The sequence below is a fragment of the Armatimonadota bacterium genome, from assembly GCA_013359125.1.
Taxonomy (GTDB): domain Bacteria; phylum Armatimonadota; class Fimbriimonadia; order Fimbriimonadales; family GBS-DC; genus JABWCR01.
In genome coordinates, this window is sequence record JABWCR010000018.1 from 41,100 (window position 1) to 65,482 (window position 24,383).

The following is a 24,383-nucleotide window of genomic DNA, read 5'->3' on the forward strand; positions in this document are numbered from 1 at the left end:
TTATGCCGCCTCGATCAGCTTAAGGAACGCCGCTTCCATCCGTTGCTCTCCAGTACCGGCGATCAACTCTCTGACCTGGCCTTGCGCAACGACGCGCCCTTCGTGAATAACGATGGCGCGATCGCACAGCCGTTCGATTTCGCTCATGATGTGCGAAGAAAAGAGGATCGTCTTGCCCCGAGCGCGATGGTCGTCGATGTATTGGGCGATGGCTCGGGAGGCCAGCACGTCCAGACCCGCGGTCGGCTCGTCCAAAATCAGTACAGGCGGGTCGTTGAGCAGCGTGCGTGCAAGAGAAACTCGCTGTTTTTGTCCTGTCGAAAGGCGGTCGCACAGCCGGTTGGCGAACGGCTCGATCTCTAGGGCAGCCATCAGTTCGTCCGTGCGCCGTCTGGCTTCGGACGGCGACATATCGTGCAGGCTGGCGAAGTAGAGCAGCAGTTCGCGAGGCTTCAGCTTGCCATACAGTGCGGTTGTGGAAGAGAGAAACCCAAGGTTCTTGCGAACTTCCAACGGTTGTGCCGAAACATCGTATCCGGCCACCGTGGCTCGCCCCGAGGTCGGCTCCAATAGGGTTGCCAACATGCGCAGCGTGGTGGTTTTGCCCGCACCGTTCACTCCCAAAATACCGAGCGATTCGCCCGGTCGCGCTTCGAAAGAGACGTTTTGCGCTGCGCGCACGTCGCCGGATTTATCGCGGTAGATTTTCGTGAGGCCTTCGGCGACGATCATGGGTCGCCAATGATACCCCGCGCCGGATCGGCAAGTCGATAGCGCAGATAGAGTTCGCCCGACTCTTCATAAGCCGAGACGAGAGCGGCCTGCGCATAGCCTTCGAGGCCAATGCCGTCGATTCCCGTGGGACCGCGGCCTCCTTTGATCTTGGGCGCAAGGGTAACGAATATCTCGTCCACCAGTCCAAAGCGCAGCATCTGGTCGTTCAGACGGCCCCCGCCTTCACAGACCATGCGATCGATCTTTGACTTCAAGGCCGGTATGGCGGCTTCCAGATCGACCGCGGATTGTCCCGGTTCGGGTCTTACCACAATGGCCTCTCCGGGCGCTGTCAGAAACTCGTTCGGCACATCGCCCGAGGCTGTTACAACGATTCGAACAATCTCCGGGCTGTATCGCGATCTATCGATCCTCAAGGCAGCCGCGCCCGTGATCACGGCGCCCATAGCGCGGCGAATGGCAAGCAGCAATTTGAGATCGGTCTCGCTCCCCAATCCCCGCGACCCTTTATCGCTCAGCGAGGTCTTGCCGTCCAAGGTCATCGCGTAGTTGATGGCGACATAGGGGCGGCCTATCGGCGGCGCAGGGAAGATCAGACGCTCGTAACCGTTGGTCAGACCCTCCGGGTCATACAAGCAGTTCAGCATCGACCTCCTCCGGCTGAACTTGGCTGCCCTTGCGATGATCGTAGCTCACTCGGATCGCGCGGTCGGACGCGTGAATGATCTCCTCGATGTGCGAGATGATGATAATTTGGGAGAACACCTCGCGCAGGGCCGAAAGGGCGTTGAGCACGCTGCTCCGCCGCTCGGAGTCGAGTTGTCCGAACGTTTCGTCCAGCGCCAGCAGGCTCATGGGCTGACCGGCGCGCTCCGTGATCAGGCGAGAAAGCGCCAGTCGAAGGCTGAGGTTCAACACATCCTCCTCGCCGCCAGAAATGACCGCTTTCGCCAGGTCTCCATCGTCCAGCAAGGTAGCGTTCAAGTCTTCGTCCAATTGGATGCTCGCGTATCTCCCCTCGGTCATTTCGCTCAAAAACTCCGAGGCATACTGTCGGAGCGCAGGGAGCATCTCGGCATTGAGCTGCTCCCGAAAGGCGACAAGCCCATTGTTTGTATGCTGCATAACGGCGAACTCCTTTTGCGCGGCGTCCAATCGGGCTTTGCGGGCTTCGATCTCGTTCAGGCTTTGTTCGGCGTTTTTGAGGCTTGCTTCGGCGCTCTGCGCCTTCTGTATGGCCACCTGAAGCCGAGTATGAGCCTGGTTATAGGCTTGCTCTAGCGCTCGGACTTCCTTCTGTAAAATTTCGTCTGCAACCGGGTCGTATCCGATCTCGGACTTTCGCTTTTCAAGCGACTCTTGCCGTTCGGCGATCGATTTGAGATCGGCCTCCGATTGGCGCAAGCGAGACTCAACCTCGCTCAAGCCCTGAATCTGTCCCGTCAGCGCGATCGACCGTTCGTACATCGGCTTCAATCGATCAGCCTTTTCATGTAAGGCTTTTCGCTCGCTTTCGTCCAGCCCGCTCGGCATCCGAGCGATCTGTTCCGTGTATTGGGCTTTGTCGGTTTTGAGCTTACTGATGCTGGTTTGGCGCTGGACGATCTCCTTCTGAATCTCGGCGGCTTTCTGGGAGTCCGTAAGTCGGGCTCTTAGGCGAACGATTTCTGGCGGTTCGCCTTGGTCTGCGACCTTGATTTCGAGGGTCTTGATTTTGGCTTTCAACCCCGCCAGTTCCGCCTCTCGCTGCTCTTTGACGGTTTTGTACTGATCTCCCAAAGGCCGAGCACAGACGGGGCACGGCGCCTCTGCGCCCATCTCGTGGATGGCGGCGAGACGATCGCTGACGCTTTCGAGATCGGATTGCGCTTGCTTCAGTTCGGCTGCCAGCCGTCCGCGTTCAGATTGCCATGCGCTTTGCTCTTTTTCCAATGCCTGCGTTGCCGCTTCCAGCGGATCGGCCTTGAGCGCGCTGAGTTCAGATTGAAGCTGCGCGATTTCCTTCTCAAGACTCTCGATTTGCGTTTCGATCTGTGCGAGTTGCGCCTCTACGACCGCTTGCTGCTTCATGATTTCGGCCAAAGAGTTCAGATGATTGAGACGCTCTGTCGCCTGACGATACTCTTCAACGTCCGCCTTAAGGCTCTCGAACTCGTCGACTGCACCCTGCATGTCTTGCAACTGTTTTCTTAAGGTTTGCTGCGCGCCCATTAAGTTTTGTCTGCGGTTGGTCAGCTCTGACAGTTCCTTTTCGACCTGTTCGCTCTCGGTACGCTTCTTGGACACAACTTCGACTTCCGGCGCTTTCTTATCCAAGGCGTTCTTGGCCGACATTTCTGAACCTGCGGCAGCCTTCTGCTCTTCTTTCGATGCTTCAAATGCGGCCTTGGCTTCTTTTGCCTGTTCCTTCGCGTCGTCAAGGCTGCCCATGCCTTGCTCAAGACCTTTGATCTCTCCCTTCAGCGCTTTGCCGTCGTCTTTAAGTTTATCTATTGCCGTTGAAACTTTATCATATCCAAGCATCTTGGCGATCTCGTCCCGCCGCTTCTCCTTCTGATAATTCATAAATTCCAGCTCTTTCTGGCGAGCAAAGAAGCTGGTCATAAATTGATTGCAGGTCATCCCTAGCAGGCGCTCGACTTCCTGTTCTACGGCGGTAATGCCGGTGGCGATCGCCTTGTTGTTCGTTAGATCGATCAGACTTGCGCTTTGGAGCACGCGCTCGATGCGATAGCCTCGGTCACCGAGCGCAAAATCGAGCACAACGCGCACTTGCTGCTTAGCGTCGTCCGACCAGAGCCAGCGAACGTCGGCGTTCTTGCCTCGCATCGCGGTCGAGCCATAGAGCGCCCAACCGATCGCCTCCAAGATCGTCGTCTTGCCCGACCCGTTGGGCCCGATAATCGCTGTAATCCCCGGATAAAACTCCAATTCGGAGTCGACATGCTGTCGAAAGTTCTCCAAGCGCAATCGATGGAGAATCACTCCAGATGCTCCTTGAGCGCGTCCAGGAACGCTTGGTTCTGCTCCGGCAGGCCCGTGTTGACCCGAATCCAGTTATCCAGTCCAAGTCCGGCTCGGACCAGAACGCCCTTGTGCGCTATTGCCTGGGCGATCGGACGAGCGTCTTTTCCAAGATCGATGAAGGCAAAGTTCGCGTGAGAATCGGTATGTCTTAGCCCATAAGCGGCGCAAAACGCATGAAAAGTCCGAAGCCCTTCGTCGTTCAGCGTCCGGGTTTTCGCGAGATGCTCTTGATCCTGCAAAGCGGCAAGGGCGGCGGCCTGAGCAATGCTACCGACGTTGAACGGCTCTCGCGCTCGATTGATAGCGTCGATAATGTCTGGCCGGGCAAAACCGACGCCGATGCGAAGCCCCGCCAGCCCGTACGCTTTGGAGAAAGTCCTCAAGACCATCGCGTTCCGTCCTTCTCGCACCCAATCAAGTCCGCGACTATAAGGCGCGCCAACGTACTCGAAATAAGCCTCGTCCAGAACCAGCAGCGCTGGATCGGGAAGGCGATCCAATAGCGTTTCAAGATCATCCGCGCCGACCAACGTGCCGGTCGGATTGTTAGGATTGGCCACAAACACCAAGCGCGTAGCGTGATCAAAGCATTCGGCCATAGAATCCAAGTCGTGCTTCAAGTCGACGTCCAGAGGTGTGCGATGGAGGGTCGCGCCGGCCAAAGGGGGCGCGGCGTAGTAGCGCACGAACGAAGGATCGGCAGCGATCGCCGATACGCCTGGCTGAAGGAAGAGCAGCCCTAGAAGGTGAATCAACTCGTCCGAACCGTTGCCAACGACGATACAATTCTCGTCGATCTCGTGCATTTTGGCCAATGCCGAGCGTAGTTTGGAGCACCCAGCATCCGGGTATCGATTGGAGTCGGCTGCGGCCTTGACAATGGCTTCGACAGCGAGCGGCGAAGGGCCGAGCGGATTTTCGTTGGCATGAAGCCGAATCGCATCGGCGGGCGGCGCCGCGCCATGCCCATAGGGTTGCAGCTGCCAAACCTCGCCGCGTATTCCCGGGTGCGCCATGCCTGAATCTTACCCATTGGAAAAGAAGCCGTCCGATATCGACTATCCGTTCGAGAATTGCCCCTCAGAATGCTTCGAAAGAACGACTGCGACGACATCGAAAATCAGGTAAGCCACATCCGATTCTTTATGAAGGACGGTCCTTTCTTAGACATTCCTGCGCCCGAATAGCAAAAAGAAGCCAAAGACCTAGTAAAAGCGCTGAACGATTGGCTGGGCCAGCCTGCGATTCGTGGGCTATAATATCTAAGTCCATATCACTAACTTCTGAAAGGAGCGGGCAACCAACCATGACTCTTCTACGCACAGCCGTAATTCTCGCCTTAGGCAGCGCGCTGGCCGTGAGCGCATTAGCAGACCATCTTGCATTCTGGGACTTTAACGCCGTTGGAACGACGGGCACAAGCGGAACCACCCTTCCGATCGGCGGTGTCTATGCCGCAACAAGTTCGCTTGAATTGGTCGGCGGCGCCACTGCTACGTTTGCCGCCGGATCGCCTCAGGACGACCCGATTACCGACACCAAGAACATTTTCCGCAACCCTGGCCACAACAATCGCGGATACAACACGACGACCTATCCCGCACAGGGAACGGGCAGCGGCACCCGCGGCGTTCAGTTCAATGTGCCCACCGTCGCCATGTCCGAGGTGATGGTCAAGTTCGACGTTCGAGCTAGCAACACCGGCTCTCGGTTTATTCAGTTCCTGTACACCCTGGATCGAACTGCCGGCGTACCGGTTTGGAGCAACGGTCCCATTTTCGAACTGACCCTCGGCGGCGAGCAATGGCATCAGAACCAGTTAGTCGATGTATCGGCTTTGGACGCAGGCGTGGAGAACAACGCGAACTTTGCGTTCCGATTGGTGGCCGTGTTCGACCCGGCCGGCACCGGCTATCGCGCCGCCAACCCGACCAGCACCTATGGCACCACGGGCACTCTGCGATACGACCTGGTTCAAGTGATGGCCGTTCCCGAGCCAGCCAGCATGATCGCTCTGGGTATTGGCGTGGTCGGCTTGATCGCGCGACGGCGAAAGTAGTTGTTCTCGCTCCCCGCTATTGCTGGCGGGGAGCCTCTCCTCAAGTTTAACCTCGCCTTAACCTGTTGCCGCCCTGCTTCCAGATAGACTGTAAGCGCAGGACAAACTATATCTTTTGAAAGGAGCGAGCAACAGACTATGACTTTACTTCGCACGGCTTTACTTCTGGCATTGACCAGCGCGCTGACCGGGAGCGCGCTAGCCACCTCGACCCACTTGGCGCTGTGGGATTTTAACGCCGTTGGCACGACAAGCGCCAGCGGTACCGACCTGCCCATCGGCGGCGAATATGCCGCCGTCAGCTCTCTCGAACTGGTCGGCGGCACAACGCGCACCTTCGCCGCAGGATCGCCTCAAGACGATCCGATCACCGACACCAAGAATATCTATCGAAATCAAACGCACAACAACCGAGGTTATAACACGACGAGTTATGCCCCCCAGGGCACAGGCAGCGGAACTCGAGGCGTTCAGTTTAACGTGCCTACGATTGGGAAGACGGAAATCGTCGCCAAGTTGGACATGCGCCACAGCAATACGGCCTCCCGGTATGTGCAGTTTCTCTACACTCTGGATCGAACCGCGACAACGCCAGTTTGGTTGGATGGCCCGATTTTCGAGGCCGACCGAGGCGGCGACCAATGGTATCTCAACCGAACGATCGACGTTTCGGCCCTGAATGCCGGCGTGGAAAACAACGCCAACTTTGCCTTCCGCGTAGTGGCGGTCTTTGCGCCTGGTACAGGCAATTATGTGGCGTCGACTACGACCAGTACCTATGCGACCACCGGTACGCTGCGATACGACCTGGTGCAGGTTACGGCAGTTCCCGAACCGGCCAGCCTCATCGCGCTCGGCGTCGGATTGGCCGGACTAATCGCCCGACGACGCCGTTAATACTCCCACCCTCCCCCCGTCCTAACAAGCGGGGGGATTCTCCTTTGTAACCCTCTGTCTTTTCGATACCCCACATCCGCCGTTTGGTGCGGAGGCATGGAAACTTGAACAACCCGATTTTAGACGATCGATGCCCATCGAGAAGCGGGGATGCTCCAGCCAAGAAGGCCTCTGCGCGAACGGGATTCTTTGCAAATGTAGCACAAAATCGAGTACGAATCGAACTATGGATCAAAGAGATAGGCCTCGAGCAGAGAGCGGCAGGATGGCGGCGATGAACGGCGAATCTCTCAACCATGAAAGGTCTGCACAATCTCGCTCTTTGCGGTCTCCTGACAGTCGGCGCTTCGGCGCAGGACTTGATGTTCGGCGCGGCGGCGCGAAAGATCACGCCCACAACGCCGCAGTACATTGCGGGCTACTCGTCCAACCGAATGAGCACGGGAGTTCATGACGACATCTGGGCACGGGCGTTCGTCGTCCAGATAGGCAGCGAGCGGTTGGCCATGGTCTCGTGCGATCTGATCGGCATCTTTCGGCCAGACGTTCAGAAGATCCGCGCATTGGTGCCCGACATCCCGCCGCATCGCATTCAGGTTTCCAGCACCCATGTGCATTCTGGCCCGGACGTTCTGGGGCTTTGGGGCGCTCCAGGGAAGTCCGGCGTCGATCCCGCATATCTCTCATTCATGATCCGGGAGACCGCGCAGGCCATCAACGACGCCCTGGCAAACATGAAGCCCGCCGTGATCCACTTTGCCTCAACCTCCGACGTCAAGGGCGTATCAAAAAACAGCCGGGCGCGCATATTGGACACGGAACTGAGCGCGATGTTGGCGATCGAGAAGGGCACCGGCAAGACAATCGCAACCGTGATCAACTATGCCTGCCACCCCGAGGCGATGAACACGAACGAGATCACCTCGGATTTTGTCCATTACACCCGCGAGCGAATGGAAAAGGCGATGGGCGGCCTTTCGATCTATCTGCAAGGCGCGTGCGGCGGCATGGTTACGGTCGAGTTCGAGGGTTCTGGCGATCGGGGGAAGGATAATTGGGCGAAGACCGAAGAAACTGGAGTCGCCTTGGCCGAGGCGGCCCTCAAGGCGCTCGGCTCGGCCAAAACCGCCGAGAATCCAAAGTTAGAACATCGGTGGACCGAGCTCATCACGCCGATGGAGAACGACGGTTTCAAGGCCGCTATGGCTTTAGGAATCATCCCATCCGCGGGCGAGTTTCGGGATGGAAAATTGGTAACCGAGGCGCACTGGTTTAAGATCGGGCCTGCAGAGTTCTACACAATGCCAGGCGAAGTGTTGCCCAATATCGGCTTTCGATTAAAAAAACTGATGGGCGGCCAGCCCAACTTCCTGATCGGGCTGTGCAACGATGAACTGGGGTATATCTTGGCAGAAGCCGATTATGGAATCGAGTTGTACAAGTACGAAACCAGCATGTCGGTCGGACCGTATATCGGTGACGACTTAGTGCTGTCGTTGCGAAAACTGCTGGACAAACCGCGACCAGGCATAGCCGAGGCGACGAAGACGGCGAGCAAAGCCGAGCAGGTCTTGCGCGACTACATGAAACGGTTCAAGCCCGACCGCGCAGGCGACGGCAAGGCAGTCTGGCGGTTCGAAGTATCCGGTTCGGACGGCGGAACTTATACTTTGGTGGTCGCGGGTGGAAAGGCGAACCTATTTTCCGGCGCTGGCGGCGAACAGGCAGGATGTACAATAAAACTGAACGCCAAAACGCTGGAAGAGGTGCTGACCGGCAAACGGAACGCCTTGGACGCCTATCAAGCGGGCGATGTGGTTGTGGAAGGCGATGTTAGCCTGGCGCAGTTTTTGCTGTACGTGTTCGAATAAACGAGATTAGGAGAATTAGGATGAAACTTTGGATAGCAATGATTTTGTGCGGCGCGATGGCCGTGGGCAATGTGCAGCAGCCTCCGACGCCCGGGCAGCCGGGCACCCCTCAGAAGCCCATCGTCGTTAAGGAGGCCGAGGAGACATTTCGAGAGCTCAAGGTCGAGGATTTGTTCCGCGGCCGAGAGTATTTCAAATCGATTAACGGTTACTTGGTATTGATGGGCGAGCAGGGCGCGCAACATTGGCAGGTTGCGTACAAAGTCGATTACATTCCGCCCGACAAGGTGCGGATAGAGCCGACTTTTGGCCACACCGTTTCGGCTCGACGCAACCGTATCGTATGCGACGGCAAGAACGTTCTGACGGTAGACATCAGCGGCAACCGGCCGAACACCAAGCCCTATGACAAAGATTCGCTGAAGAACATCGCCGCCTCAACGGTGAGTATACTGCTGCGCTGGCTGGTCGATCACGAGGGCTATGCAGAGAATCTTCGCAAGGAGATTCAGGAGAAAGACCAAAAGATCTTAGCTTCCAGCAAACGGGAGATGGTCGGCGGTCATGATTGCGAGCGGGTTACGATCAAAGCCGAAAAGGATCCTCTGAATCGCGAGCACGTCTTTTGGTTCGACAAGCAAGGCATTCCGCGCATGGCGATGCTAAAGGCCACCGCTGGCGGAGGCGGAGACCCCGAGAAGGCCATGAAGATCACTATCCGCGAATATTGGATCGACGGCAAGATCGATCCGGAGATCGACGAGAAGATCTTCGCGGTGGAACCAGCAGTGCAGGCGAGACCTTAGGCTTCGGGATCGTCCTGAAGGTTTTTCTCAACCTCTTCGATGGCCGATTCGCCCGCGGCCATCGCCGTTTCCAACATCTTCTCGCCTTCGTCTTGAGCGACGCGCAAGAGGCGGTTGACGGCGGCACGGCCTTGGTCCATCAGGCCTGTCAATTTGCCCGTTAGCCCGCTGGCTTTGCCCATCAGGTCGTGTCGAAGCTCTTCGCCTTTTTTCGGCGCGGTCAGCAAGCCGGCAGAAAGCCCTACGATCGTGCCAATGCCGATCCCAGCCAAAAGATTGAGCAGATTCTTGCGCTGATTCGAATCCATCGTCCCCTCCGAAGCTTACTGTTCGACGCAGGGAAGAAGATTCCTTTGGCGAAGCTTAAGGCGTGCGTAGATTGATTCCATTCTTGGTCGTTTTGGGCTTGGCGGGTTGTTCGTTTCGGTCGGCGGATGCGCCCGGCATCATCACCATAGAGGTCGCAGTGTTCGAGGGCGGTTTTGGCCTGGATTGGCATCGATCGGTCGCCAGGGAGTATGAGAAGCTGAACCCGAACATTCGCGTTAATCTGTGGGGCGATCCGAGGGTGGACGAGAAGATTCGCCCTCGCATTCTGCGGGGAAGCCCTCCCGATCTGGCCAGTTGCAGTCTGCCCATCTGGAAGCTGATCGTGGCCGAGAAGCTTGTGCCGTTGGACGCCGCGCTCGACAGCCCGGCTTACGGTCAGGGTCGCACTTGGCGGCAGACGCTCGCACCCGGGATTACGGCCGATTTTCAGCACGAGGGGCAGGTTTATGCGTTGCCTGCGGCTCGGGGCGCATGGGTCTGCTGGTACGATGCGAGGATGTTTCGCAAACATGGATGGAAGCCGCCAGAGACATGGGACGAGTTCATGGCGCTGTGCGACAAGATAAAGAAGGCCGGCGTGCATCCGATCGCGTTTCAAGGCAAGTATCCCAACTACGCTTGGTACACGCTTCAGTGCATCTATCAGCGTTTGGTTCCGTTCGATCAGTGGTACGAGATGCAAGATTTGAAGCCTGGGGCGTTCGTCCAGCCAGATTTCGTTCGCGCCGCCGAGATGCTGCAAGAGATGTCCAAGGCTTATCATCAGCCGGGCAGCGCCGCAATGAGCCACATGGAAAGCCAAATCGAATGGGCGAGCGGTCGCGCGGCGCTGGTGTTTTGCGGATTGTGGCTGAAGAACGAGATCAAAGCCTCGACCCCGGACGGGTTCGAGATGGCCTGCTTCCCAGTCCCAAGCGTGCTGGGCGGAAAGGGCGACCAGAAGGCTATCTATAGCGGCGGGGGCGAGAACTTCGTCGTCTTCTCAGAAGGCAAGCGATCGACCGAGGCTGCCGACTTTCTCAAGTTTATGATCAGCATGGAAAGCGCGCGAAAGTATGTGGGGATGCTGGACACGCTCTCGCCTGTGTTAGGTTCGGAGCAAGGCGTCGATATCTCGCCCGCATTAAAGAGCGCGGTCGCGGCGATCGAGAAGAGTTCGAGGTCGTTCAACGATCGACTCTCGACGCTTTATCTGGGCTTTTCAAAGGGGCCGCTGACGGCGTTGATGGGCGACTTGGTGAACGGTCGCATTTCGCCCAAGGAGTTTGGCCAGAAGATGGAGGCGGCGGCAGAGTCCGTGCGCAAAGACCCCGAAGTTTACAAACCACCAGCAAGAGGCGTGCCCTGGGCCAACCAGCCTCAATAGCGGCGCTGTTGGCGGTGTGCTGCGCGGCCGCTGGTTGTGCTCAGCCGACCCTTCCGCCCATTTCTGCCGAACCGCTCGAGATCTGGTTCGGACGCGCAAAGTACGTGGCGGCCGAACAACCTTCCATCGAGGCCTCGGGCGGCGTGCGTTTGCGCTATCAGGGTCGAACGATCGCGGCGTCCAGGCTTTTCATCGACATGGCCGCTCAGCGAGCAGCGGGTTCAGATGGATTGCGTCTCATCGATCCCCAAGGCGAGCTGACGGGCACGGCTTTCGAGTACTTCTATGAAGAAAAGAGAGGCTGGTTCGAAGGCGCCTATCTTGAGACCGGCCCTTACCGCGTTTGGGCAAAGCGATTGGAGATCAGCCCCGACGTTCGAAATCCTTCTCGGAACAACTACCGGGCGATCGATGCAGCCGTTACCACGTGCGAGCGAGAACATCCGCACTACCTGATCTCGACGGATCGCGCCAGCGTCAATGCTCGCTTTCGACTGACGGCAGGCCCGATACGGGTGAAGCTTCAAGATCGGACCTTGCTCACATTGCCTTTCTTCAATTACGGTTTGACCGGCAAAGGCGAGTTCAATCTGCCTTCGCCGGTCTACAGCAGTTTGACCGGAGTTGGGTTGACGTGGACGGAGCGGGCGCCCATACAGGATAGGGGCGAGTTTAGGGTGTCCGGCTCGGCGTTTGTGCTCTCCAGGCCCGAAACAGGAGCGCGATTCGCCTGGAACTTTGCCGAGCCGGATGTGCCGCCGAGCGACCGCGAAGAGACGGTGCGCTTTCAGCAGGGCTATTTCGAGACGTTGTTGGAGGAGTCGCCGTACGACGAGGTGGATCGATTGGCTGCCAAAAAGCTTTGGGTCGGGCTGAGCCGCGCGCTGAACGCGCGGGCTATCGGTCGCCGTCGGACCGATCTTTCAGTGAACAAGGAATGGGAGTTAGCGGCGGGGTTTCGAGTGGATTTGGGCTTTGGCGCGGGCGAGGCGATCCTGCGGGCCGGAAGCCTGAGCGAGCATTTTGGAACCGCCAACGTGCCTGCAAGACAGCGGTTGGCTTTAGAGAGCGAATGGGCAAACTTTGTTGGGCGGTATGACGAAGATAGAGTGAAAGGCTATGCTCGGGGCGAAACCAGACAAGCGGCTTTGCGGTTTCGGCTTCAAATGTCGGCCTATCTATACGAAGGGGGACAAGAGTATGCCTGGGCGAGGCCAGGCATAGAGATGATCCTGCCTGTGTCGCAAACTACGCGGTTCGGTATCAGTTTTTCTCGCGCGTTCGAGACGGGAAGCTCCCCGTTCTTATTCGATCGAATCGACGCGAGAAACGAGGTCAGGCTTCGGGCAGAGACGGTCCTGGGAAACTTCCGGCCCAGTTTGTTGGTCAAGTTCGATGCGGACCGAGGGGATTTTTACGATCTCCAACTCTCATTCGGGTTGACGCAGCACTGTCTGGAGCCGTTTGTCTTTTGGAGGAGGTCGCCGGGGCTGTTTCGGATCGGGGTAAAGCTGACCGCATTGAGGTAGGCGCGGGCCGAGAGCCTCGGCCCGCTGGTCTGTCTTACTTCTTCGAGATTCTGCGGCGGGCAAGACCGACCAGACCGACGCTCAGCGCGATCAGGCTGGCAGGCTCCGGCACAGGGGCGACGACGCTCTGCGTCAACGGGTCGCCGTGGCTGTTCAAGTTCGACTTGATATAGATGGCCAGATCGGTGCCGTTCGCTGCCAAGTAACTGTTGGCGGCGTTCACAATCGAACTTTCCAGAGGGTTGCCGTTCGTCCGTCTGGCGAAGAACGAACCAGCGGTAATGTCATAAACGTTCCCGGTTTCGAACAGAAGCTCCCAAACGACCAACTGCATGGCTTTGGCATCGTTGTCGTTGCCAGAAGCGCGAACGGTCGGGGCAAACTGATTAACAATGTCGCCAATGCGCATCCCGTTAGGGCTGAGCGAGGCGGTGTCGAGCACGTTGACGCCCTTGTGGCTGGTAGACATGCCAACGAACGGATCGACGCAGTAAGTGTAGAGGATCTCTTCTACCGAGCCGTACTTCAACTCGACTCGAAGCTCGCCGACGCGGCCTTCTCGGAAGTTGGCACCGCCGTCAAACGTGTACTTGACGCTGCCGCCCTTTTGGCCACCGCCGCCCAGGTACTTCATCGTGGCGGGAAAAGCCCATGCGCCGCTCAGACCGACGATTGCTGCTGCGACTGTCGAAAGTATTGCCTTGTTCATCCTTGTGTCCTCCCTGTCTCCGTGATTGTTTTGCGACACGGGAGAAGCGGCAAAGGACGTGCCAAATCAAGCGAGAGGAGGAGAAACCGGCAATCGGATCAGCGCTTCTTGCGGCCTAAGATGAAGTTGCTCAGAATAGGCCCCAAAGTGCGATTGGAGGCAACGTATGCGATGACTTTGTTGCGCCATCCTGGGATGACGATCTCTTTCTTGGTCGACAAAGCCTCGATCGAGATTTGCACAACACGACTGGCAGTCATCCAAAGCGGCTTGGGCACTTGTTCGCGGCTAAAGCGCTCGAACTCCGGCGTATCGTGGAACTCGGTATAGGTGAATCCCGGACAGAGCGCCTGCACATGGACGCCCGTGCCGCGCAGTTCCGCGTTCAGCGACCGAGAAAGCGCAACCATGTAGGCTTTGGTCGCAGAGTAGTTGGCCGAGCCCGGTCGAGCGATGAAGGCCGCGATCGAAGCCACGTTGATAATCGCGCCGCTCCCTCGGTCAATCATGGCGGGCAGCGCGGTTCGGGATAGGATGGCCGTCGCCATCCCGTGCACCATTACCATGTCGGCGATCTTGTATGGCTCGACATGATGGAACTTGCCCGTGGTGCCAAAGCCCGCATTGTTGACCAGCAGGTCGGGCGAATGGTCGTTTATCGCGGCTTCGACTTTGGCCATTCCCTCCTCGGTCGCAAGATCGGCCACAACGATCTCGACTTCGGCGTTCAATTGCGAGGCCAGCTGATGCAGCCTGTCCGCTCGTCGAGCGGCGAGGATGAGCCGGTAGCCCTTGTCGGCCAATTGCCGGGCGAACTCCTCGCCAATACCGCTGGAGGCACCGGTGATAAGGGCTGTGGGTTTTCGAGAGGCAGCGACATCGGCATCCGGTTGGGCCTCTATCGAAGTGGAGAGAACGGTTGCCAAGGAGCGAGTCTACCTATAGAGTCGAAAGCAACGATGGGAGTTCGTGCCACTGACAATAACAGGCGTCCGGGAACTTGGCCTTGGTTGCCTCTACTTTCTCAGGCGCGCCGCCCACAAAGATCAAGGGTTTTTCTCGCCGCTTCTTGGCTTCAACGATCCACTCAGCGATGGCTCGTCCATGGGACGGCAACCGATCGAGCGAGATGATCCAAGCGTCCGGCAGATAGCCCTTAAGGTCGAGAAGGACCTCTTGGCTCCAGTGCGAACGGACGTTGAATCCGGTCAACAGGGCGAGCTTTTCTTGCAATTCGGCCTCGTTCCAGTGCAAAAGGAACAGTTCCACAAGCCAAGTATACCTACAGTCAGGTAGAATGCGAGCGGCCACTCTACCGCCATGCAAAGCGCCTTAGACTTGCCCGAATCGGTCGCCAATGCCGCCTTTTCCGACGGAGAATCGCACTCATCGCCCCTCATTGCGGCTGTGGCCGACATGGATATGGACGGCAAGTTTGGCGAGACGTGGTTCATCGCCACTCCCGATACGATCATCATTGTCGGACGCGAACTGTCGTCCGAACGATCGACCGGTCGCCGATTGCCCTGGATGATCAAGAGCGATGAGAACGGACTTGAGGCCAGCGACGAGGCTGCGCTCATAGCGGCGATTCCCTTTTCCAGTTTGGCCGAGGTGCAGTTGGAGCGGCTCGTGGGCTGTTCGGCATTGACAGCGGTTACAACGGGCGGCAGCCGCATAGAACTGGCGCGGTTCACCAGCGCGCTCAACGACGCATTCTCCGATGTGGCGCTTCAGGTCAACGCTCTGATCGAAGGGAAGGAGCTTCTCCAGCCAGCCGGTCGTTCTGCCGCCTGTCCGCGATGCGGACGACCCTACCCGCCCGATTCCAGCTCGTGCCCGGCCTGCCGATCCAAAAAGCAGATTCTCGCCCGCACCATGATGCTAGCGCGGGACTACTGGCGGTGGATGTTCGTTTCAAGTTTGCTCGCGGCGATTTCTGCAGGAATCGAGCTGCTCCCGCCATTCTTGACGATGATGCTGATCGATAGAGTGCTGACGCCGAGAGCGAACTATCACCTTTTCCTGTGGCTGTTGGGCGCGTTGATCGTATCAAGGGTCGTTGGCGTTGGCATCAACATTCTGCGCGGACGGCTGTCGGCGTGGTTGGGCAGCCGCATCGCGTTTGAACTAAGGTCCAAACTCTTCCAGCATCTGCAGTGGCTGTCTCTCAGCTACTTTGACCGTCGGCAAATCGGTTCGATCATGAGCCGGGTAACGCGCGACACGGAGGCGCTCTACGACTTTATGGTCAATAGCGCGCCCGCGTTGACGGTCAATGCGCTCATGATCGTTGGGATCGGCGTCGCGATGGTCTCGGTCAATTGGCAATTGAGCCTGTTGACGCTGATCCCGGCTCCCTTTATCGTCCTGCTGGCTCGGGCGGCTTGGCGAAGGATCACTCGCATATGGCGCCGATATTGGCATCGCTGGGCGCGGCTGAACGCCCACCTGAGCGGAGCCTTGAGCGGTGCAAGGGAGGTTCGCGCCTTTACTCAAGAAGAGCGCGAGATCGGCACCTTCGATCGGCGCAATCTGGAGATTGCGGACAGCGGTATGCGGGCCGGGCAGATCAGCGCAACGATCTATCCGTTGGTCGGTTTTATGGTCATGTCCAGTTCGTTCATCATCTGGTATGTGGGCGGCAAGGGCGTGTTGGGCGGCACGATCAGCCTTGGGCAACTGGTGGCGTTCTTGGCCTATGTGGGAATGCTGTACGGACCGCTGAACGTGGTTACGAACATCATGGATTGGGCATCGCGCACGGTTACGGCAGCGGAGCGAGTGTTCGAGGCGCTCGATACGGAACCTGAAGTGCAGGATGCGCCCGAGGCGAAAAGCCTGGATCGGGTCGAAGGCGAAATCCGGTTTGAGGCCGTTTCCTTCGGCTACGAGGCGCATCGACTGGCATTGGAAGAGATCGATCTGAAAATCGAGCCGGGCGAGATGATCGGCCTGGTTGGCCATTCTGGCTCCGGCAAGAGCACGCTGATCAATTTGGTCTGTCGTTTTTACGATCCAGACCGCGGTCGGATCACATTGGACGGCCTTGATCTGCGCGAGATCAAGGCGCGCGATTTGCGCGGTCAGATCGGCGTTGTTCTTCAAGATACCTTTCTGTTCCCCGGCTCGATTCGCGAGAACATTGCCTACGCCAAGCCAAACGCCGACCAGGAGGCCATCATGAGCGCGGCAAAGGCGGCTCACGCCCACGGTTTCATCATGCGGTTCCCGGACGGCTACGACACGTGGGTCGGGGAGCGCGGGCATCGGTTGTCCGGCGGCGAAAGGCAACGGATCGCCATTGCTCGGGCGATCTTGCGCGATCCGAAGATCTTGATTCTAGACGAGGCGACCAGCGCGGTCGATACGGAGACCGAGCGACAGATTCAGGAGGCTTTGGATTACTTGGTGCAGGGCCGCACGACGATCGCCATCGCCCATCGGCTGTCAACGCTCCGCCATGCGGATCGAATAGTCGTCTTGGAAAAGGGTCGGATCGTGGAGGAGGGCTCGCACGAAGAGCTGATGGAGTTGGGCGGCGTGTATGGCCGATTGGTGAACATGCAGTTAGAGCTGGCCAAAAACCGCCTGGTGGTTGAGTAGGCTACTTGTTGACGACTGAGGCATGGCCGTCGGCATAGACGACCGCGCGCCGGCCCCCTCCCAAAGATATGTAACCTAACTCTGTTTGAGACGGATTTGCGACTTTTCCAATGTCCCCGCCGCCAAAGGTATAGACAAAGCCGTCGAGCAGGTCGTCCGTCTTGAGATAGGGCCCTAACTTCTGCTGCAAATCCGGACCGGGAGGCGGGAGAATGTCGTCCTCATCTGCGGCGTACATAAGGATAGCCATGCCGACCTGTCTCGCATTGCTCAGCGCTCTCGTTTGTTCGGCAGAGCCGATCAACAGTTCCAACTGCTCTGCCGACGCTCGAATTAAGTTCACCATCCATAGCGCGTTGTTGGACGTGTAGGCCAGGCGCGTTCCGGTCGGAGCGAACGATGCATATTCGACATCTGCCGAAAGCAAAACAGGACTCTTGCCATCGTCGCGCATTATCCAGAGCGAAGACTTTCGGGCCGTTGCGCCTTCTGTCAGGCTTGCGACGTTGGTTCCAATCTCTAACTTTAGTTGCAAGTCCTCGCGCTCATGCAGCTCCTCTTCGTCCTGCAAATCGAAGAACAGGTCCCCGTCTTTCGGCTCTGGGCAGGGCGCTGGCGTCAATGTGGCCGCACTAAGGTCCACCATATAGTGGCGCGCATCGATCGACTTCGCCTCATCCAGTTTGACGCCTTCTAAGTAGATGCGCTTGCCGTCGGCGCTGTAAAACAGCATCCACATCCGTTCTCGGTCCGGCATGGCGAATTGGCCGCGCGTGCCGCCGTCCAGTAACACAAACGCCCGGTGATCGTCCGTCAGCCATGCGGTGGCGCCGTTTGAATTGGGCGCACGCACGACGGTGATGTTGCTTTCGGTCTCCATCAGCGTTCGATGCGTGCCGCGCGCCCCGTCGATCACCACGAGGCGATTCTTGGGCACGTCCGTATCGGAGCCTACAGTAACGAGCGCGTGGGCAAATTCGTTCGAATGCCAACCGAAATTCATGACGGTGATCTTCTCGTCGCGAGTCTGAAATCCGTTCCACCCCCGGCTCGTTTGCGCGTCGTATATGTAGATCGTCGTCTCGACCGGCAAAGGTTTGAGCGTGTTCGGGTTGAAGGTCGTCCATTCTCGTCTTGCAGCCAAATATCGGCCATTGGGCGACCAACAGAACTTGCGCACCACCGGGTTTGCGGCAACTTCGGCGACAAACGGGATGTAGCCGTGCGTGTCGAACAGGACCACGTTCTTGTTCTGTGCGGCCGCCGTGCCAGCGATCATCAACCCTAACGCGAGCGCCCTAGTAATCATCTCCAAACATCCCCCTTGCCTCGTCTCGCGAGATCAATATCTGTCTCGGGCGAGGGCCGTCTAGCGGGCTGACGATGCCGCGCCGCTCCATGATGTCCAACAGACGCGCCGCGCGACCATAGCCGATCTTGAGGCGTCGTTGCAACAGCGATGTCGAAGCCTGCCCTTGCGCCACGACGACTTTGACGGCATCGACGTACATCGCATCCTCCTCTTCCTCGTCAAAGCTTCCGCGCCTGCCGCCGCCCGTCTCCCCCTCGTCTTCTGGGGAGATCAGGTAGCTTGGTTCGCCTTGCGCTTTCCAGAAGTTGACGATCTCGGAAATCTCGCTTTCGGAGACATAGCAGCCTTGGATGCGAGTCGGTTTGGCAGAATCGATAGGCATGAAGAGCATGTCGCCGCGCCCTAACAGTCGTTCGGCGCCGGTTTTGTCCAGAATCGTGCGGCTGTCGATCTGGCTGGAGACCGCAAAGGCGATTCGGCTGCTGATGTTGGCTTTGATCGTGCCCGTGATCACGTCTACGCTCGGCCGTTGGGTGGCGATCACTAGGTGAATGCCCGTCGCCCTTGCCAATTGTGCGACGCGGGTTATGGAATCTTCCACTTCGCCAGCCGCTTGCATCATCAGGTCGGCCAGCTCGTCAACGACGACCACCACGTAGGGTAGTCGCTCGTGCGGCTGGACTTTCTCGTTGTATCCGATGATGTTGCGAACGGACGAGGTCGCGAACAGTTCGTATCGCCGGTCCATCTCGCGCAGCACTGCTCGAAAGGCGCCCGACGCATGAGCGACATTCTTGACGACCGGGCACATCAGGTGGGGGATGCCGGCAAAGAGCGAGAGCTCTACGCGCTTGGGATCGATCAAAACAAGGCGAACCTGGTCGGGCGTCGAACGGAAAAGCAGGCACGAGATGAGGCTGAGCAGGCACATGCTCTTGCCGGAGTTGGTGCTGCCGCCGATCAGCATGTGGGGCATCTGGGTCAGGTCGGCAAATTTGTTTTGAGCGCCGACGTCTTTGCCCAGCGCGATCATAAGAGGCTTGTCGGGCTTCCAGAACTTCGGGTCGTCCATCACCTCTCGCAAGGTAACGATCTGAGGGTGATCGTTCGGAACCTCGACCCCGATCGCGCTCTTGCCGGGTATTGGAGCCTCGACGCGCACCGCGATTGCAGCTAGAGCCATGGCCAGGTTGTCGGCCAAGTTGACGACCTTGCTGACTTTAATGCCCGGATCGAGTTGGATTTCGTATCGAGTAACGGTCGGACCGTGGGCGATCTCGACCACGTTGCTTCCAATGCCGAACTCTTCTAAGGTGCGTTCGAGCACTTCGATCTTCTGTTTAAGCTCCGGCTGCGAGCGCTTGGGCTGCGGCTGGGCAGGTTGCAAAAGGGTGATAGGCGGCAGCTGATATTCGCCAACCGGCCTCGGGGCGTCTAATTTGGCGACTCGCTTGAGCTTGGGCGATGGCTCGATCTGCTTGGTTTCAGGTTCCGGCTCTAACTCGAGCTTTTCGCGAACCGGTCGCTCGCGAACAGGCTTTCGCAGCGCCACGACCGCCTTCTCGCTCACGTTGGTAGCGGCGCCGGTTACTACTTTAGCCCCGGTGGAGGCGCGGTCCCATCCGCTGCTCAATCCTCGCCAGATGGATTGAGCAATCGTGGCGATCGGCGCGCTGGCGATCATCATCACGGCCAAGATAGCCATGATGGCCAGTACAAAGGGGCGTGCGGCGCCAAATCCGACATGAAGTAGAAAGCCAGAGACCGAGCCGACGTAACCGCCTTGCGCCTTTAGGAACTCAGCGTCATACCAATTGCCCGAGGCAGGCGGGTTGGCCAGCGCGGCCAGCACAGTAACGAACAAGAGCGCAGACCCAATCAACACTTCGGGCGCAGAGCGCCGCTCTTTGCCCGCATAGATAGCGACGGCGGCCACCCAGAACATCAATGGGAAGATAAAAGCGCCCATCCCAAAAGTGAGCGTTAGTCCGCTGCGCAACGCTCGACCGATCTCGCCGCTGTCGGGCAAGATCAAGCAGACGAGGGCTAACGCGCCGGCGGCTGCAAGGCCGAACGCCGCTCGGTCGTAAAAACGAGCGTCCCTCTCCTTGGGCGGCTCCGGACGTCGGCGAGCGGTTCGCCTCGAATTGCTGGTGCGGCGCGATGCCATGCCGCCTATTGTAGCCGTTTTAGGTAGACAATTGCAACCCATAAGGGGGCGGGGCGGATGTGGTACTATTGACCCTGCCGGAACCCATTCTTACCCTTTAAGGAAACCCTGGATGCTGAAGACCCTGCTGAAGAAAGTATTTGACGATAAAGAGAAAGAACTCCGCATATTTCGCGAGATAGTTAGACAGATTAACGACTTAGAGGACTCGGTCAAGAGCCTCAGCGAGGATCAGCTGAAGGAAGCGACCGATCGCCTGAAATCCGAGGTTGCTGACGGCAAAACCCTCGATCAGGTTATGCCGGAGGCATTCGCCCTCGTGCGCGAAGCCGGTCGCCGATACCTGAAAATGCGCCACTTTGACGTTCAGTTGATGGGCGGCATGGCGCTGCACCAAGGCCGGATTGCCGAAATGCGAACGGGAGAAGGCAAGACGCTTGTCGCAACCCTGCCGCTCTACCTAAACGCGCTGGAGGGCAAGGGAGCGCATCTCGTAACCGTCAACGACTACCTTGCTCGGCGCGACGCCGTGTGGATGGGGCCGCTGTTTGCAAAGCTGGGCCTCAGCGTTGGAGTCATTCAGGGCCAAAGCGTCGATTCTGACGAGTTAGGCGGATCCTACGTACTGGAGTTAGGCTACGAGCATCCCGACCCGCGCTATGCTCATCTGCGGCCCTGTTCTCGAAAGGAAGCCTATGCCTGCGACATCACCTATGGTACGAACCACGAATTTGCGTTCGACTACCTGCGCGACAACATGAGCATGGCGCTCGACCAGATGGTCCAGCGCGATCCCTTCTATGCCATCGTGGACGAGGTGGACAGCATTCTAATCGACGAGGCGCGAACGCCGCATATCATATCGGGCGCTGTACAAGAGGATGTGAGCGTTTACTATCGCGTCAACGATGTGGTGAAGCGGCTTCAGGAAGGCACGGATTACACGCTCGAGGAAAAGCACCGATCCGCCTTGCCGACCGAAAAGGGCATGGACAAGCTGGAGCAGATGCTGGGCATCACCAGCCTTGCGCACGATCCCGACATGATGCACTACGTGTCAGCCGGTCTTAAAGCGCACGCGCTCTACAAGAAGGACGTGCATTATGTCGTCAAAGACGGCGAGATCGTGATCGTGGACGAGTTTACGGGCCGCATGATGTTCGGGCGTCGATTTGGCGACGGTCTGCATCAAGCGATCGAGGCGAAGGAAGGCGTGCGGATCAAGCAGGAAAGCCAGACCATCGCCGTCGTAACTTTCCAGAACTACTTCCGAATGTATCCCAAACTGGCGGGAATGACCGGCACGGCCAAGACGGAAGAGGAAGAGTTCCGACGGATCTACGGTTTGGACGTATTTGAGATTCCGACCAACCGCCCAATGATTCGAACCGACCATCCCGATGTCGTGTTTAGGACGCTGGACATGAAGTTTCGCGGCATTGCGATGGAGATCTTGCGCTTATACGGTCGGCAGCAACCGGTGCTGGTCGGCACGCGATCGATCGAGATGTCCGAGGTGGTTTCGCAGCGTCTGACGTATGATCGATTGCAACTGGTCGCGCTGATCGAGCACATTCGCCACGCAACCAAAGAAAGCGGCAAGGCCGACAAGAAGCGGCAGGAAGAAATCCGGCAGATGCTCAATCAGCCATTCAACAAGCTGACCATGCGGGATCTGGCGCCAGTGGCGAGGGAGTTAGAGATCGACCCCGCTCCCAACGCTACAAGCCGGGTGGATTGGCTGCTGAAGAAGTTTGAGTTGGGCGAAGAGTGCCGGGAGCGATTGCAAGAAGCGCTGGAGCACGGCGTGCCGCACAGCGTCTTGAACGCCAAATTTCACGAAAAGGAAGCCATCATCATCGCCAGCGCAGGTCGAAAGGGCGCGGTAACAATTGCGACCAACATGGCCGGTCGCGGCGTCGATATTTTGTTGGGCGGTCGGGTGCAGGCTGCCGGGGCGAACGAGCAAAACGGCGAGGAAGAGATCGAGTTTCGACGCGGCGGCAAAATGCGCGCGCTGCCGCCGTTGCCGCTCTCCGATCAAGAGCGATCCGAGGCCGCCGAAGAAGTGCGAAAGCTAGGCGGGTTGATGATCTTGGGCACGGAGCGGCACGAGAGCCGGCGCATCGACAACCAGTTGCGGGGTCGCGCAGGGCGTCAAGGCGATCCGGGCGAGTCGAGGTTCTTCTTGTCGCTAGAGGACGAGTTCATTCGGCTCTTTGGCGACAAGGTTTCGGGAAATCCGCTCTTGCGCGCCTGGCCCGAAGAGGAGCCATTGGCCGCCAAGATCCTAAGCAAGGCGGTTGAAGGCGCTCAAAAGCGCGTCGAACTTCACAACTTTGCAATTCGTAAACACGTCCTGCAATACGACGACGTGCTGAACAATCAGAGGCAGGTCGTCTACCGCCAGCGCAGGCGCATTTTGGAAGGGCACGATCTGCGCGATACCATCGTGCAATACTTGGACGAAGTGTTGGAAGAGCGAGTAGACGAGTATCTGCCGCCCGGCGTACCGCCCACCGAGTGGGATTTGGACGGGCTTTGGAACTCGCTGAAAATGGTGTTCCCCATTGACGAGTTTGGGACCCTAGACGAAATTCGCAATCCTCGCAGAGAACTGGTCCTGGACCAGATTCGGGAATGGTCGGAAAAGGCCTATCAGGCGAAGGAAGAGGAGTTCGGCATCGACGACATGCGCGAGGTCGAGCGGCACTACATGCTCCGACTGATCGATCAAAAATGGATCGAACATCTGGCCTCGATGGAGTTCCTGCGCGAGGGCATCGGGCTGCGAGGCTATGGGCAGGTAGACCCGTTGGTGGCTTACAAGCGCGAGTCGGCGCAAGTGTTCAGCGATACCTTGCAAAGCATCCGAGACGAAATCGTGTTCATCATGTTCCGCATTCAACGTCGCGAGCCGCCCAAACCGCGCATCATCCGCATCGACGGGCCAGAAAACAATCCGGCCTCGCGCGGGCAGGGAGCGGGAATGATGAAGCGTCTGCCAGAGGGAGAAGGGCAAGAGGCTGTGGCCGTGGCCGCGTCGAATAAACCCGGGCGGAACGACCCGTGCCCTTGCGGCAGCGGCAAAAAGTACAAAAAGTGCTGCTATCCCAAGTATGGATAACCCGACGCCGCAAATTGAAGGTCAGAAAGCGCCGGAGAAGAAAAAACGCTCTGTCGTTCCAATTCTGGCCGGTTCCGGCGCTTTCCTTGCCTTAGCGCTCTTTGGGACGGGGTTCTACCTTGGGCAGAGCGGTCAGGCTAAGCGCACAGACGATGTCAAACAACAACTGAGCATCGCAAGACAAGCGCACCAAGTGGCCGGGACAGAGGTCAAGCAACTATTAGCAGTGAACGACCTGCTGAGAGCAAGGGGCTTGACTTACCGCGCATCGCTTGAGTTGGATAGGCGGAACTTCGGATTGGCCAACGACTATCTGCGGCGTGCGGCGCAGGCCGCAGATAGAGCGGATGCAGACGCCGCAAGGGCCGATCGAGCCAAACTTTCGGAAGCCAAAGAGAAGTTGGCCAAGACTTCCGTCGAGCCTTCTGCGGATTTAGAGACCCAGCGAAAAGCCGTGATCGACATCGCGATTCTCTTGGACGAGATTCTCGACGAGCGGTAGACACGAGAACCTTCCTCGCACGCGGACAGTCTAAGGGATCAAGGCGGGATCCTTCGTGAGTCTTCGCCTGCATCTTCACAAGGAGGTTTCACACGCATCAGCGAAGTTGGAAGTTGCTTCATGCCCTCCTGTCGCGCGCGGGGTGGGGGTAGAACCCTGTCGTTGCTCGCGCTTTCTCTGTTAGTCTCAGTCGTATTTTCCCAGGGTCCGAATTGTGATTTTTGCACCGGCCATTCTGGAACAGCGGGTCATTTTGGCGATTCAAGACGACTCGATTGGTCTGCGACAGTCGATGGACCGGGCGGCAAGGGGCTTGTTTTCACCAAGGTCCTGATCT

The 24,383-nt window shown here is 58.1% G+C and carries 19 protein-coding genes; 9 read left to right on the forward strand and 10 right to left on the reverse strand.

Going from position 1 to position 24,383, the window contains the following annotated elements:
* From HUU60_09245 to hisC, 4 genes are read right to left on the reverse strand one after another with little or no spacing between them, the layout of a single operon-like run.
* Positions 1-732 carry an ATP-binding cassette domain-containing protein gene (locus HUU60_09245; GenBank protein ID NUL82891.1) on the reverse strand — a complete coding sequence of 244 codons (732 nt, stop codon included), beginning with the start codon at positions 730-732 and terminating at the stop codon, positions 1-3.
* A complete protein-coding gene (locus HUU60_09250; protein ID NUL82892.1) occupies positions 729-1,382 on the reverse strand; it encodes a RibD family protein in 654 nt (217 codons plus the stop codon). The genes HUU60_09245 and HUU60_09250 overlap by 4 nt, the downstream gene beginning before the upstream one ends.
* Complete coding sequence (locus HUU60_09255; GenBank protein ID NUL82893.1) at positions 1,363-3,720, reverse strand: SMC family ATPase; 2,358 nt, start codon at positions 3,718-3,720, stop codon at positions 1,363-1,365. Before HUU60_09255 ends, HUU60_09250 begins: the two co-directional genes overlap by 20 nt.
* A complete protein-coding gene (gene hisC / locus HUU60_09260; protein ID NUL82894.1) occupies positions 3,717-4,778 on the reverse strand; it encodes a histidinol-phosphate transaminase in 1,062 nt (353 codons plus the stop codon). Before hisC ends, HUU60_09255 begins: the two co-directional genes overlap by 4 nt.
* A 290-nt stretch (positions 4,779-5,068) precedes the next feature.
* Between hisC and HUU60_09265 the strand changes: the two genes are divergently transcribed.
* The 4 genes from HUU60_09265 (at position 5,069) to HUU60_09280 (ending at position 9,395) form a co-directional block, all read left to right on the forward strand.
* Positions 5,069-5,821: a PEP-CTERM sorting domain-containing protein gene (locus tag HUU60_09265; protein ID NUL82895.1), complete on the forward strand. Its 753-nt coding sequence runs from the start codon at positions 5,069-5,071 to the stop codon at positions 5,819-5,821.
* A 138-nt stretch (positions 5,822-5,959) separates the two neighbouring features.
* Entirely contained in the window at positions 5,960-6,718 is a 759-nt protein-coding gene (locus HUU60_09270; GenBank protein NUL82896.1) for a PEP-CTERM sorting domain-containing protein, read from the forward strand.
* Between the two features lie 296 nt (positions 6,719-7,014).
* Entirely contained in the window at positions 7,015-8,589 is a 1,575-nt protein-coding gene (locus HUU60_09275) for a neutral/alkaline non-lysosomal ceramidase N-terminal domain-containing protein (protein NUL82897.1), read from the forward strand.
* 20 nt (positions 8,590-8,609) lie between these two features.
* On the forward strand, positions 8,610-9,395 hold the full coding sequence (locus tag HUU60_09280) for a hypothetical protein (GenBank protein NUL82898.1): 786 nt from the start codon (positions 8,610-8,612) through the stop codon (positions 9,393-9,395).
* On the opposite strand, the gene HUU60_09285 is transcribed toward HUU60_09280, so the two are convergent.
* Positions 9,392-9,703: a YtxH domain-containing protein gene (locus HUU60_09285; GenBank protein ID NUL82899.1), complete on the reverse strand. Its 312-nt coding sequence runs from the start codon at positions 9,701-9,703 to the stop codon at positions 9,392-9,394. The genes HUU60_09280 and HUU60_09285 overlap by 4 nt on opposite strands.
* A gap of 62 nt (positions 9,704-9,765) precedes the next feature.
* On the opposite strand from HUU60_09285, the gene HUU60_09290 reads away from it, so the two are divergent.
* Complete coding sequence (locus HUU60_09290) at positions 9,766-11,091, forward strand: extracellular solute-binding protein (GenBank protein NUL82900.1); 1,326 nt, start codon at positions 9,766-9,768, stop codon at positions 11,089-11,091.
* Between the two features lie 8 nt (positions 11,092-11,099).
* A complete protein-coding gene (locus HUU60_09295; GenBank protein NUL82901.1) occupies positions 11,100-12,620 on the forward strand; it encodes a DUF3769 domain-containing protein in 1,521 nt (506 codons plus the stop codon).
* A gap of 34 nt (positions 12,621-12,654) precedes the next feature.
* Here HUU60_09295 and HUU60_09300 read toward each other — a convergent pair whose 3' ends face one another.
* The 3 genes from HUU60_09300 to HUU60_09310 all read right to left on the reverse strand — a co-directional run bounded on the left by HUU60_09300 (position 12,655) and on the right by HUU60_09310 (position 14,598).
* Entirely contained in the window at positions 12,655-13,329 is a 675-nt protein-coding gene (locus HUU60_09300; protein NUL82902.1) for a PEP-CTERM sorting domain-containing protein, read from the reverse strand.
* A 98-nt stretch (positions 13,330-13,427) separates the two neighbouring features.
* Positions 13,428-14,255 carry an SDR family oxidoreductase gene (locus HUU60_09305; GenBank protein NUL82903.1) on the reverse strand — a complete coding sequence of 276 codons (828 nt, stop codon included), beginning with the start codon at positions 14,253-14,255 and terminating at the stop codon, positions 13,428-13,430.
* A gap of 13 nt (positions 14,256-14,268) precedes the next feature.
* Positions 14,269-14,598, reverse strand: a complete 330-nt coding sequence (locus tag HUU60_09310) for a hypothetical protein (GenBank protein ID NUL82904.1) — start codon at positions 14,596-14,598, stop codon at positions 14,269-14,271.
* Between the two features lie 51 nt (positions 14,599-14,649).
* On the opposite strand from HUU60_09310, the gene HUU60_09315 reads away from it, so the two are divergent.
* Positions 14,650-16,935 carry an ATP-binding cassette domain-containing protein gene (locus tag HUU60_09315; GenBank protein NUL82905.1) on the forward strand — a complete coding sequence of 762 codons (2,286 nt, stop codon included), beginning with the start codon at positions 14,650-14,652 and terminating at the stop codon, positions 16,933-16,935.
* Between the two features lies 1 nt (position 16,936).
* Here HUU60_09315 and HUU60_09320 read toward each other — a convergent pair whose 3' ends face one another.
* Together HUU60_09320 and HUU60_09325 are read right to left on the reverse strand one after the other, a co-directional pair.
* Positions 16,937-18,244 carry a hypothetical protein gene (locus HUU60_09320; GenBank protein ID NUL82906.1) on the reverse strand — a complete coding sequence of 436 codons (1,308 nt, stop codon included), beginning with the start codon at positions 18,242-18,244 and terminating at the stop codon, positions 16,937-16,939.
* Complete coding sequence (locus tag HUU60_09325; protein ID NUL82907.1) at positions 18,234-20,417, reverse strand: hypothetical protein; 2,184 nt, start codon at positions 20,415-20,417, stop codon at positions 18,234-18,236. Before HUU60_09325 ends, HUU60_09320 begins: the two co-directional genes overlap by 11 nt.
* A gap of 112 nt (positions 20,418-20,529) precedes the next feature.
* Here HUU60_09325 and HUU60_09330 point away from each other — a divergent pair, with 112 nt between their 5' ends.
* Together HUU60_09330 and HUU60_09335 are read left to right on the forward strand one after the other, a co-directional pair.
* On the forward strand, positions 20,530-23,544 hold the full coding sequence (locus HUU60_09330) for a preprotein translocase subunit SecA (protein NUL82908.1): 3,015 nt from the start codon (positions 20,530-20,532) through the stop codon (positions 23,542-23,544).
* Complete coding sequence (locus HUU60_09335) at positions 23,537-24,046, forward strand: hypothetical protein (protein ID NUL82909.1); 510 nt, start codon at positions 23,537-23,539, stop codon at positions 24,044-24,046. Before HUU60_09330 ends, HUU60_09335 begins: the two co-directional genes overlap by 8 nt.
* The last annotated feature ends 337 nt before the right edge of the window (positions 24,047-24,383 follow it).